This is a genomic window from Bradyrhizobium sp. STM 3562 (assembly GCF_045571435.1).
Lineage (GTDB): Bacteria > Pseudomonadota > Alphaproteobacteria > Rhizobiales > Xanthobacteraceae > Bradyrhizobium.
In genome coordinates, this window is sequence record NZ_CP120694.1 from 6,995,520 (window position 1) to 7,008,297 (window position 12,778).

The following is a 12,778-nucleotide window of genomic DNA, read 5'->3' on the forward strand; positions in this document are numbered from 1 at the left end:
CGGTCAAACTGTGTGCCGCGGCCCCCAATTTTGACCCCTCGCCCAGCGTGTTGCTGCAATCAAAATGGATTGAGGCACGTATTGCGTATGACGAGGGGTCGACCTTCGGTGCTGGTCGAGGTCAAAACCCACGCCGATTCACAACCCTGCCACGATCCTGGCAACGTATGCTCAGGCTGCTGCACTGAGCAACGACATAACCTGACCGCTCAGCTTGTCGGACGGGCGGGTGTCCACGGGATTTATGCTCTGGCACCCGCCTTCCTATGCTAGCGCCGGTGACCCTTTTGTTTTGGGTAATGGAAGCCCGTCCTCGCTTAGCTTGGCGACCACAACACCATTGCCTGGGGATTCGCCGCCGATAAAGCGTCCGCGGATCTTGTTCTGGTCTCGCCAAAATTCGACCGTGGGCGATCTTGCGTTGTTTGGCAGCAAAGCGCCCGGTACCGCCAGCATTTGCACTATGAGCAGGCAAAGGGGCCTTGCAGGCGAATAGGAACCACGTCGTATCGCGCGAACAGCGTCCGAAACCGACCCTCGGCGCACCATCATCCTGTTCTTCCCAGACCAGCACGGGCATGGGAAGGTTGGCGGATCGAGCGCGACAAAAGGGCTCATGATCTATCTTCCCGTTAAAATGAGATCCGAGCCTATCTCCTTGGCCAGCAAGCGCGTAAGGGGCCGCACCTTTTATGTCCCGCTTGGCAGAGGAGCGAATACGATCCCCTTCTCGGCATAGAGGCGGAATGGATCGATGCGTGGTCCGCGTGGGAGTAATTTGTCCTCCTCCTTCAGTATCCAGGCGAGGAATGTCTTCTTCAGACTGGCTTCGATCTTTGCCAGGTCCGGGTCAGGTTCGCTAAGGACCTCCTTCTGGATGTCCGAGACCTGCACGACATGCTCCCAATGGAAAATCTCGCGATCCTTGTCTCTCATCTTTTTCGGCTGATCTCTCCAAACCAGCGTATGCAGGTCCGGGATGCCCATCTTTGCCGCCATTTCTGCGGCTGCGATCGACACGCGGTGCTGGACGCAGCGCTCGAGATTGCGGATCATCAGGAGCATTGCTTGGTGGATATTCCACTGGATCTCTGGCGGCGCAGCGCGATGGACTTGCACCATAGCGAGCAGTGCACGCGCCATTACTGGCGCAGCATCGGCAATATCGAGACGTGCCATGGAGCGGGCCATTTTAGGAGATGCCTGCCGCGAGCTCGAACCGCTGCCGCGTCGGCATCGCAAGTCGCGCCAGGCCAAAATGATCTTTCATCGCGCGAACGACCTCCTCGGTATCGTCGAAACCCTGGGTGCGCAACACGTCCGCGAGCCCGGCGAGTTCTAGCAGCGGGATATCGGCGTGATCACGGCCCATGGTGCCCCGATATTTGATCTTCTCGATGATCGCCTCTTTCGGCCAGATCACCTCGCGATCGACGTCCTTTGAGCAAGGATAGCGGTGTTTGCCGAGCGCGGAATCGATGATCCTCTGTACTGTCTCGCCGGAGCGTTGGAAGCCATGGGCGCGAGCAACCCGCTCCACCAGCACGTCGAAATAGAGCGGTCCCTCGGTTTGTACGATGTGTTCGACCATTTTCCGGAGATGGGCGCGGTAGTCGAGTTCATAGAACCGCTCCCGGTTAGGCTTGAAGATGGCCGTGAAGTCGATCTTGTAATCGATGCCGTCTATCTCGGCGTCTACGGGTTCATTGTCATCGTCGTCGTATTCGTCCTCGTCCGCCCCGCTGTCGAGCGACCCGTTGGCGATGTCTCCGGGTGTGGTTTCCGGCCGGCGAGCATACTGCCGGACCGGCTCCGGACTGGCGGGACTGAAGGTTTCCGGCTGCGGCGCCACTGAAGCCTCCGGCTTTTCGGCCTCACGCCCCGAGCTATCGAGCTCTGACTCGTTCTTGTCGACGCCGGGCTCAGCCCCGGCTTCGCTTTCCTCGTCCAGCTCGTCCCGATCGGCCGCGAGGTCTGCCATCAGCTTCTCATGGAGCTTCTGTGCCGCCGCATATCGGTCCATCCACCAATCGGTGCTCCAGACCCGCCGGATACGCCAGCCGAGATCTGTCAGAACCATTTCACGCAGGCGGTCACGATCGCGCGCGGTCGCGGAGCGGTGATATGCGGCGCCGTCGCATTCGACGCCCGCAAGGTACCGCCCCGGAAAATCCGGATGCACGATGCCAAGGTCCACCCGGAAAAACGACACGCCGATCTGCGGATGGACTTCCCATCCCTCATTTTCCAGCGCGGACTTGACCGCGTCTTCAAACGGCGATTCCGTCCCTCGTCCTGTCGGCGCGAAGGCTTCGGCGATGGCCTGGGCGCCGTTCTGGGCAAATTCCAGGAAGTGCTTGAAATCCACCACGCCCTTCGCATTGGTGCGGCCGAGGTCGATCTGCTCGGGCCGGAGCGTGGCGAACACCAGGAGTTCCCGTCGCGCCCGGGTGATGGCGACATTGAGCCTCCGGTGCCCGCCCTCGCCGTTCAGAGAGGATATTTGCGCGGTCACCCGCCCGGCGCTGTCAGGGCCGACGGCGACGGAGAAGATGATCACGTCGCGTTCGTCGCCTTGCACATTTTCGATGTTTTTTATGAGTATGGGCTCTCGGGTCTGGTTGCGGTCGAAGTGGGCTTCCAGCGAAGGATCGGCTCTCCTCGCCTGGTCCAGCAGGTTTTCGATCAATCTCTGCTGCTCGCCGTTGAATGTGACGACGCCGATTGACTGGTCCGACGACCGTAGCCGCTTTACGACCTCGGCAACGACCGTTTCGGCTTCCTTGCGGTTTACCTTGGCGCCGCCCCGCTCGTAAATGCCGCCCTCGACGTTGACATATCTGACCGCTGTGTCGCGGGTGACAGGAGATGGGAAAGTCGTCAGCTCACCGCGATAGTATTTGGCGTTCGAGAATGCGATGAGGCTCTCGTGGCGACTGCGATAGTGCCATGTCAGGCGCATGCTAGGAATATTCGATGCGAGGCACTCGTCGAGGATGCTTTGCTGGCTCTGGACCGTGGCCCCGTCGTCGTCATCGTCGACACCGCGCTGGCCAACGCTGGTTGGTGGCAGCTGTTCTGGATCGCCTACGATCACGACTTGCGTGCCGCGGGCAATGGCGCCGATCGCGTCCCACACCGGGATCTGCGAGGCCTCGTCGAAGATCACAACGTCGAAGGGTTTGGCCTCCGCTGGAAGGTACTGCGCGATGGACAGCGGGCTCATCATTACGCACGGTGCGAGCTGAGTGAGCACGTTCGGAATGCGCCCGAACAGCTGGCGCAGCGGCATGTGTCGTGCCTTCTTGCTAATCTCGCGCGCGAGGCACCCGTACTCGGGGTCCTTGCCGAAATTGGTCTGGGTAGGCACTGCCGCGCCTATACGGGCCTTGACGATCTGCCGTGAGAGTTCGCAGACCTTCTTGTCGGCAGCAATGAACGCCTCAATGGCGGCTTCGTGCTTCACGGCGAGGAAGCCACTGAGCACCTCGTCCTCGTTGACGACCGTTTCTGCGACCCACCTGGCATAGGCATATTCAAAGACGCGCAAGAGGGTGTCAGGTTCGATATTGCCTTGCTCAGCTGCTTCGATCAGCGGTCCGAGGCCGGCTGATGTCGCAGAACGTGCGGTTGCACGCCATGCCGCCCATTGCGGTGCCTTGATGATGTTTGCCTTCCATCGCGCCGTACGCTTGATGAGGTCAGCGATCCAGCCACTTTCGATCGTGATGATATCGTCCGGGTCCTCCAGCCCGACGCAAGTGCCGAGCTCCCGCGCGGTGGCGTGCATCCTGGGGAAGGCTTGCTGCATGCCGTCGAAGGTCCGCCTCGCATGCCCCCCGGGCCGGAAGCGTTGCGGTTCACGGCCCAAAAGTGCCGAAACATGGGCAAGCATCTGGTCGGCCGATACGCCGTGTTGCGGAAATGCCTCCACGGCGTCCCGCATCTTGATCGCCCATGCGATGACCCCCTGAATGTGTTTGATATCGGTCTGCGGACCGCGCCAAAGTCTTTCGATGCCGGCAAAGCGCGGCTTCAAGTCCTGCAACGCGCTGAGGATATCCGCGAGATCCTGCAGCACCACGAGATCGCGGCCAATGTCGTCCGGCACCTCGCTCTGGCAATAATCCTTGAGGGCTAGTCGAACCTTCTTTTTCCGGCCGCTCCGCACCAGAACGTTCGATGCACAGGCCTCGGTCCAATCCTTCTTGAGAGTGCGAAGATCTAGAGCGGCGGCCTTTAGATCGTATCGGACCGAGAGTTGCGAAAGCTTGCCATTCAGCTGATTTACGGTCTCGGCGAGATCCTGAAGAGCGCGCACTCGCTCAGCCGCTTCGGTGGTCAGCAAGAGTGCGCCATCACTCGCGTCAGCGTGAAGCATCAAAGAGGCGATCTTGACCATTTGCGGCATCAGGCCGTCGTCGCATTGCTCCAGACCAATCGAGGCAGCGAGCTCCTGGCCGGCGGTCCTGACCGCGGCAAGCTCGAGATGAAGCCGATCGACCAGCTGGAGCAAGGATTGGACCCAGGCGGGGCTCCATTTCGTCTGCTCGATGCCTTGTAGCGGATGCTCCGAGGGGTCTCCGACGGCCGCTAGCGCCGTGCGGATGTCGGCGCAGATCTCTCGCATCCGGGCGAGGTCCTCGGCCGAATGCGTGCTTCCGGCCGGCCAGCTCAGATCAATTTCCAGCACTTCCTCACGATCGACGATAACGCGTCCAAATGCCTCATAGGCGCTCATCCCGTTGGACCCGCGGCGGTGCAAAGCCGAGACAAGCTTGTTGAGCTGGTCACGACGGCGCTTCAGCTCGCCGGCGGCCGCATCCCAGCGCTCTTCGGTCACCAGGCTGCGTTCTCGCCAGGCGGTCGCGAGCTGCTCCAGCACACTGGATTTCTGAGCCTTCGTGGAGTGAACCTCGAGGCAGTAGCTGCCGAGGCCGATCGCCTGCATGCGCTGCCGGACAACTTCCAGAGCGGCGGTCTTCTGGGAGACGAACAGAACCGTCCGGCGGTGTGCCAGGCAGTTCGTGATCATGTTGGCGATGGTCTGGCTCTTGCCGGTGCCGGGCGGGCCGAACAGGACGAAATCGCCACCGCGCTGGGCTGCCAGGACCGCTGATATCTGGGAGGAGTCCGCCGATAGCGGCGTGAAGAGCTCCGCGGGATCGACGACCTGGTCAATCGTATTGGCCGGCACGAATGCCGCTCCGCTCGCGTCATAAGTATGGGTCGGCGTGTCGATGAGATGACGGACGACGGAATTGCGCTTCAGCAGGTCAGTCCTATCGACCAGGTCCTTCCACATCAGGTATTTGGTGAACGAAAGGGTCGCGAGCACGACTTGCTCGGTCACCTCCCAGCCCTTGATTCCCTTCACGTGCCGCCGGATCGTCCGCCAAATGCCAGCCACGTCGGTGCCGTTGGCGTCCTGTGGCAACTCGCCCTCCAGCTCCGGGAGCGAGAGGTCGAAATCCTGCTTGAGCATCTGCAGGAGCGTTGGATTGAAGCGGGTCTCGTCTTCGTGCAGTGCCAAACGGAAGCCTGAGCGCACGCTCTTCCGTTCGAGCTGGACCGGCACCAGGATCAACGGGGCACGGTAGGGACCGGCGCCATCTTGCGGCGTCCATTTCAGGAAACCCAGCACCAGAAACAGAATGTTCGCACCACCTTCCTCGAAGGCGAGGCGAGAGGCACGATATAGGTCCGTGAGCCGTGCCTCGATATCGGTGTCGGCGACGACTGCATGCAGATCGCCTCGGCCCATGGCGTCTTTCAGGAAATCCTTGCGAGCATCGTCGTCCTGCCTTTGGGCCAGCAAGGCGGCATCCCGGCCGTCGCTGCCATCGAGCACTGTGGCCCTGCCCAGCAATTTGAACCGGCCGCCGTCAGCCAACTTGTCTTCCAGCATCGCGGCATCGGGGCACTCGATCCCGATCGTCGCTTTGGTGTCCTTGAAATTCAACAGCCGGTTCTTCAGGCTCAAGTCGAGGAGATTTCGCTTCCATGTCTCAAGCCGGTCGAGGCTCCGCTCGCTTGCTGGTTCACGGCGCTTGTCGAGTTCTTCCTCGAACAGCGGCACCTCCCCCACCTCTTGGGCGGTCTGCGGCTGTGCAGCTGGCGTGATCGCAGGAGCTGCGGACACGCTGAGGTCAAGCGGCTTGATCTTGGCCGCCCTGGCTCGCCGAACGTCTATGGCAAGCTCGAACGGCAAGGCTGCATCTTCGGCGATCAGCTTTTTGCCGGCTTCCACAGCCTGCCGGAAGCGCGCGGGATTGGCGCCGGTGAGCATGGTCGTCTCGACCATCACCATTTCTTCGAGCTGCACGCGCTTGCGCAGCATCTGAGGATCATCGACGATGAGGCTCGAGAAGTCCTCCTCCACCAGCCATACGCCTACAAAGGCGTGGTCTTCGGTGAGCGCGAGAACCGGATTGAGCCCTGCCTGCTCGAGGCAAGAGGCATAAAGCAGCGTCAGATCGAGGCAGGTTCCTACCTTGCGCGTCAGGATGTCGCCGGGACCGCGTACCAGTTGGCCGGAGCACTCAAAGCTCTTTGGCGGCAGTACATAGGCAATGGAATGTGAGACCAGGGCCGTCCAGATGGCGTCCGCGATCTCCCAGGCGCGCGCTTTGGTCTTCTTGCGGTAGCCGTCCATCGCGTCGTCCCGGCCGGCCACGGCGAGCTTGCCCGAGGCTTCCCGGAGAATGACATCGACAGTCGGGTCGGTCGGCCTTACGAACGCGGCCAGCAACTCCGGGGCAGACGTCGCACCTCCCCAGTGGGATGGCGGAAGCAAGTTGACTTCGATGACCTGCTCGGCAGCAGTTTGCCCTTTGATCTCGGCGCGGATCCTCAACTCCGCACGGCGGGAGGCATTGATAGCAGCAAGAAATCCCGGATCGAGCTTCAGGTCGAGACTGCGAATGTGGTGGGTGGCACCTTTGGCAATGCTTTGGATGCGCCATACACCCGGCGTGACGAATGCCGGCTCGGAGGCAAGATGCACGGAAATATCGCTGATTTCGCCGTCGCCATCGTTCTCGATGGCGAGCTCGCGTACGATAGGAACAGCGTTCTGGTAGTAGGCGACGTTGACATTGTCCGTCGCCGCGCAGGTGATTTTCACCGTTTTCGCCCCCGGCATTCTCCTGCCTGTTTTTTTGAACAATGGCAGCACATCTTAGTTTTCTGCCTACGGTTTAACAATTTCAAGATCATTGGCCTACCCCGCGAGGGACAGCTACTTGACCGGAAAGACGCCTGTGGAAAGATTTCCGGGGACTTCTCGGAGGTGGCCCTGCGCGAGTTCCTCGCGTCAACCACTTCTTAACGGCTCCTTCACTTGGTCCCCGCCTGAAAAGGATAGGGATGGCAAATTCCTCCGGTCTCCGGGGATCAGCGCGAGCGTTCCGCTAGCCGCCCCATACTAACGTAGTGCTTAGGCAAAGTGCGCCGTGAGGTTGAACCACCGATGCTAGAGGGAAAAGCGGCGTAGCGTCGCGCCCTGGCCGATGAGGCAGACTAACCACTACTTGAGCAGACCGCCCGAGCCATGTCGCAGTCGCGGTTCAGGGCCTGTCTCGCGCTCCCCATGGTACAACCGCGACCAAAGTCTACGCACCGATTTCGTGGATAACGGAACATGGAGGTTACAACTCGATGCGAGCTTTGTAAAATTACCTCCATTTTTGGTTGAGTCGTCAAGACTTGTCTTTTTAGAGGCATTCGCTTTCCGATGATCCTCGCCGATAACGAAACTCGCGTCGACCTCTTAAACAACGAAGCGATCGCTTTGACGATCGTCGCTACGTTGCGCGACCACCCAGAGCAGCCGCTCACGATCGGCGTGCATGGCGATTGGGGTGCGGGCAAGTCGAGCGTCCTCGAGATGATCGAAGACCAGTTCGGGAGCAATGCCGGCGTTCTGTGCCTCAAGTTCAATGGATGGCGCTTCCAAGGTTTCGAGGACGCCAAGATCGCGCTGATCGAGGGTATCGTGACAGGGCTCATCGAGAAGCGCCCTGCTCTTACCAAGGCAACGGCAGCGGTCAAAGATGCGCTAAAGAGGATCAATTGGCTGAAGGTCGCGAAGCATGCGGGCGGACTCGCGCTAACAGCCTTCACCGGCATTCCGACACCGGATCAGCTGCATACGATTGTGGGTGGCATCGAGAGCTTGCTCGCGGATCCCACGAAGCTTGCGACTAAGGAAAATATCAGTGCCGCTATCGACGGCCTGAAATCGGTGATTAAACCCGATGCCGAGGCAAAACATGTCCCAGAAGAGATCGCGGAGTTTCGGAAGGCGTTCGATCAGCTGCTCAAGGATGCAGGAGTGAAGCAGCTCGTGGTTCTGGTCGACGATCTCGATCGCTGCCTGCCAGACACCGCGATCGAGACGCTTGAAGCGATCCGGCTGTTCGTGTTCACGTCCGGCACCGCCTTCGTGGTCGCGGCCGACGAGGCAATGATCGAATATGCCGTCCGCAAGCATTTTCCTGATCTTCCGGACACAACAGGTCCGCGTGACTACGCTCGCAATTATCTAGAAAAGCTCATCCAGGTCCCATTTCGTATCCCGGCACTTGGTGAGACTGAGACCCGCATCTACGTCACACTGCTGCTAGTCGGCGCCGAGATCGGCGTGACCGATGTGGGCTACGACAAATTGATCGCTGTGGCGCGCGAGCGCTTGAGGAGGCCATGGGAAAGCGGAGCGCTCGATTTCCCGACCATCAAAGAGGCTTTGGGCGATAAGGCACCGTCGGCCCAAAACGCCTTGTTGCTCAGCGACCAAATCGGACCGATCCTCGCCAGCGGTGCGAAGGGCAATCCGCGCCAGATCAAGCGTTTCCTCAATTCGTTACTGCTACGGCAACGCACGGCGGAAGCGCGGGGGTTCGGGGCTGATGTCCATCTACCGGTACTCGCAAAGCTGATGCTAGCCGAGCGTTTCATCCCACGTTTGTTCGATCAGATCGCCTATGCGGCGGCGGCCGACGCGAAGGGGCACTGCGCCGGTCTTACGGCACTGGAGAAGGAGACGGCGGACCCGCAGATGCAAGCAGCCGCCCTGTCCAAGCCCGCAGCGAAAGCAGCCGCCAAGCCTAGGACGGAGGATGAAGCGGCCTCCGCCGATCCGCCCGAGAGCGCGCTCCTGGCAGAATGGCTGGCCTCGCCGCAAATCCGTGCCTGGGCCCGGGTTCAACCTTCCTTGGCGGATATGGACCTCAGGCCATACCTCTTCGTCACGAAGGACCGGAAGGATTATTTCGGGGCATCGTCGGCGTTGGGACATCTGGCGGGGGTGGTCGAGAAGCTGCTTGGCGCCAAGCTCGCAGTTCAAGGGCTCGATCCCGAACTGCGAGGCCTCAAGCCCGTGGAAGCCGCACAAGTGTTCGAGGCGGTGCGCGCGCGCGTCATGGGGAGCGATACGTTCCAGGCCATACCGCCCGGCATTGACGGCCTCAGCGTTTTGGTGAAGGCCCATCCGTTACTGCAGACCAACCTACTCGATCTGCTTGATGCGTTACCAGCCGATCGGTGCGGCGCCTGGCCGGTGAGCGGATGGAATGGCGTGATCACCGAGCCCGTCAACCTCACAAGATTGAACGGGATCATCGAACGGTGGGAGGAGAGCGGCAGCAAGTCTTTGAAAGCGGCGGCCGCGGCATCCCGCAAGGTCAAGTCCCGGGGAAGCTGATGGGGACGTCCGGATCTTACGGCGGTGCTGGTAACCGCTCGCCACTGATACCGAGCTTTCTCAACGACCCAGCTCCAGCATCGGCACCGGTGCTGACGGGCCCGTCAGCACCGGCAACCCCTGGTCCAACGGTGCCGGGTCCTGCGGGATCGGGCAACCCAACTCCCGCGCCGTCGTCGCCGAGACCGGCGACCTCCCCCTCGTCACCAGGATCAGGCTCGCCACCCGTGCAAGCCCCTCTTCCCAATAGGTTCACGTCGCCACGGACCAATTTCTCACGGTTCGCGCGCTCAGGCGGCAGCGACCGTGTCTCGCTAGGCCGCGCGCTTGCGGGCTATGTTTCGACGGCCGCCGGCGGCTCGCGCCAGGCGACCCGTCGGATGGGAGCTTCGCGCGGCGCGGGCGCGCGTCTCTATTCCTTTTTGGCCGATGCACAGGCGCGAGGGCCGACCGAGGCCCTGCGCGCTCTCAACCTCCAAGCGCTGTCAGGCCGCCCTTTGCAGGAGGTGTTCCTCGGCATCGCCGAATATGTATGCCCAATCGGCGGAACGGTGGATGAGGGCATCGCCCGGGACGCGTTCGTCGAGACGATCGCAGACCTCGCCGATCAGGGCATCGTCGACTTTGATGCGATGACGCCGGCGCAGATGCAGACTACGTTCGAGATGTTCGTCACCAACACAATCGAAGCGCGCATCTACAACGACATCGGCAACAACGGCATCGCCCTGCCTTCGGACGTTGCCGCGGTCGAGCGCGTCCAGGATCAGCTGCATGACTTCATCAGCCGAGCGGTCAGCGACGCCTTGGCAGATACGGCCACTGCGGGAAGCCCCCTCACTCAACAAGATGCGCTTCGGCATGTCGACACGGTTTATGAGGCCGCGTTCGATATGCTGCAGACGCTTGCCGAGGCAGAGAGCGAGACATGACACGTCACCTGATCCAGGCTTATTTCGGCAAGATCGACCGCGCCAGTCTCGCGCCCGCTGATGTGGGAGAAAGAGCGACAGCCTTCGATATCGTAGCTTACGACACGGTCCTCGATTTCGGTATCGGTGCAGCCCTAACAGATCTCAAAGCCAAGAAGGTGTTTCCGAGTGAGATTGCGCTCGATCTCGCGGTGACGGCCGCGCATGTTCATGCAGCCGATACACGCATCTCAAGGGCAACGGAATCCGAGGATGCCTGGACGCGGCAGCTTCGCATCGTGGTCCCAGTCAGCAATGTCGGACGCTGGACGACGACCATTCCGGTACTCGAACGCATGTTGAACTTTCTCACCGGCGATCGGTGGACAGTCCAGTTTCGACCGCGGCCCGCAGCCTATTCCCAGATCGTGCCGCAAGCTGATCTGATCGTGCCGCCGTATACAGATGTCAGCCTGTTTTCCGGGGGGCTCGACAGCTTCATCGGCGCCATCGACCAACTCGAGGGCGGCGACATTCCTCTTTTGGTGAGCCACGCCGGCGAGCCGGCCGTCAGCAAGGCCCAGGATGCCTGTTTCGATGCCCTCAAGGCACAATTTGCCAAAGTGCCGTTTGATCGCTTGCGCACCTGGCTGGCATTTCCGAAGAAGTTCGTCCGCAACGTTGGATCCGAAGACAGCACGCGCGGCCGCTCGTTCCTCTTCTTCGCGCTCGGCGTTTTTGCGGGTTCTGGGCTCAGACAGAAGTTCGTCTTACGCGCACCGGAAAATGGTCTGATCGCGCTCAATGTGCCGCTGGACGCGCTGCGCCTCGGCGCCTTGAGCACACGAACCACGCACCCCTTCTACATCGCGCGCTGGAACGAACTGCTCGAAGTCCTTGGCATTCCCGGCCGCGTCGAGAACCCCTATTGGAACCAGACCAAGGGCGAGATGGTCGCAAATTGCGCTAACCGCACGTTCCTTAAACGGCTGGTCCCGACCACTCTCTCCTGCTCATCTCCGACCAAAGGTCGCTGGCAGGGTCTCGGAACGCAGCACTGCGGTTTTTGTCTACCTTGCTTGATCCGCAGGGCATCGCTGACTTCGATCAGGGACGCTACGACTTACACGGTCCCGAACCTGCGTGCCCAGGCCTGGGATCCACGCACAGCAACCGGCGAGCACATCCGCTCCTTTCAGTATGCCTTGCAGCGGCTGCAGGAGCGTCCAGGGATCGAGAAGATGCTTATTCACAAACCCGGGCCCTTGACCGATAATCCAGCTGTGCTCGACGAGCTGGCCGCGGTCTACAAACGAGGTTTGAACGAGGTCGGAGCCTTGCTTAAGGGCGTGCGAACCCGTCCATCATGAGGCTTTCGTGACTTCCAAGCGCTTGGTCGACTTTCATTGCCACCTCGATCTTTATCCCGACCACGAGGAGCTGGTGAGAGAATGCGACCACCTCGAGGTCTTCACGCTCGCGGTCACAACGACACCACGCGCTTGGCGGCGCAATCACGAGCTAGCATCGAAGACGCGCTACGTACGGGCCGCACTAGGGCTACATCCACAACTTGTTGCGATGTGCAGCGCGGAAATCGCTCTTTGGGAGGAGCTTCTGCCCAACTCTCGGTATGTGGGTGAGGTAGGGCTCGATGCGGGTCCGCGTTTCTATCGTTCCCTAGACCAGCAAAAGCAGGTATTCGAGCATATCTTGCGCAAATGTGCTGCTGCCGGTGGTAAGATTCTAACTATCCACAGCGTGCGGGCGGCGACTCCCGTACTCGATATGCTGGAGGAGCACCTTCCACAAGGCCGCGGCGTCTCGGTGCTACATTGGTTCACGGGCACCAAGGCGGAAGCTAAGCGTGCGGTCGAGCTTGGATGTTATTTTTCTATCAACATCGAGATGCTTAGGAATGAGCGACACACTGCGCTGATCATGGGACTCCCTCAAGATCGTCTTTTGACAGAGACCGACGGCCCGTTCGTGAAGGGCGCGGAAGGAACGATGCGGCCGCGCGACGTCACGCTTACATTGGGATCTCTTGCGAGGCTGCTTGGCTTCGAAGCAGACGATCTCGCGACCAAGATCCAGGGCAACCTCAAACAGCTCGTGTCAGCGTGAGGAGCGCTTCAGCCATGATGCGCTGCCGCCGCAGCAC

At 60.7% G+C, this 12,778-nt stretch carries 6 protein-coding genes; 4 read left to right on the forward strand and 2 right to left on the reverse strand.

Annotated elements, in window-relative coordinates; translation table 11 throughout:
• Positions 1-690: 690 nt before the first annotated feature.
• Both P6U23_RS32265 and P6U23_RS32270 read right to left on the reverse strand, forming a co-directional pair.
• The gene (locus P6U23_RS32265; protein ID WP_407176382.1) at positions 691-1,179 is read right to left on the reverse strand and encodes a hypothetical protein; all 489 of its coding nucleotides are present in this window, start codon (positions 1,177-1,179) and stop codon (positions 691-693) included.
• 13 nt (positions 1,180-1,192) lie between these two features.
• On the reverse strand, positions 1,193-7,126 hold the full coding sequence (locus P6U23_RS32270; RefSeq protein WP_407176383.1) for a DUF3320 domain-containing protein: 5,934 nt from the start codon (positions 7,124-7,126) through the stop codon (positions 1,193-1,195).
• Positions 7,127-7,792: 666 nt separating this feature from the next.
• Here P6U23_RS32270 and qatA point away from each other — a divergent pair.
• From qatA to qatD, 4 genes are all read left to right on the forward strand, one after another.
• On the forward strand, positions 7,793-9,703 hold the full coding sequence (qatA, locus tag P6U23_RS32275; protein ID WP_407176384.1) for a Qat anti-phage system ATPase QatA: 1,911 nt from the start codon (positions 7,793-7,795) through the stop codon (positions 9,701-9,703).
• A 380-nt stretch (positions 9,704-10,083) separates the two neighbouring features.
• Entirely contained in the window at positions 10,084-10,635 is a 552-nt protein-coding gene (gene qatB / locus P6U23_RS32280) for a Qat anti-phage system associated protein QatB (RefSeq protein ID WP_407176385.1), read from the forward strand.
• Positions 10,632-11,984 (forward strand): Qat anti-phage system QueC-like protein QatC, encoded by a 1,353-nt coding sequence (gene qatC, locus P6U23_RS32285; RefSeq protein WP_407176386.1) that lies wholly within the window; start codon positions 10,632-10,634, stop codon positions 11,982-11,984. The genes qatB and qatC overlap by 4 nt, the downstream gene beginning before the upstream one ends.
• A gap of 7 nt (positions 11,985-11,991) precedes the next feature.
• On the forward strand, positions 11,992-12,741 hold the full coding sequence (gene qatD / locus P6U23_RS32290; protein WP_407176387.1) for a Qat anti-phage system TatD family nuclease QatD: 750 nt from the start codon (positions 11,992-11,994) through the stop codon (positions 12,739-12,741).
• Positions 12,742-12,778: the final 37 nt, after the last annotated feature.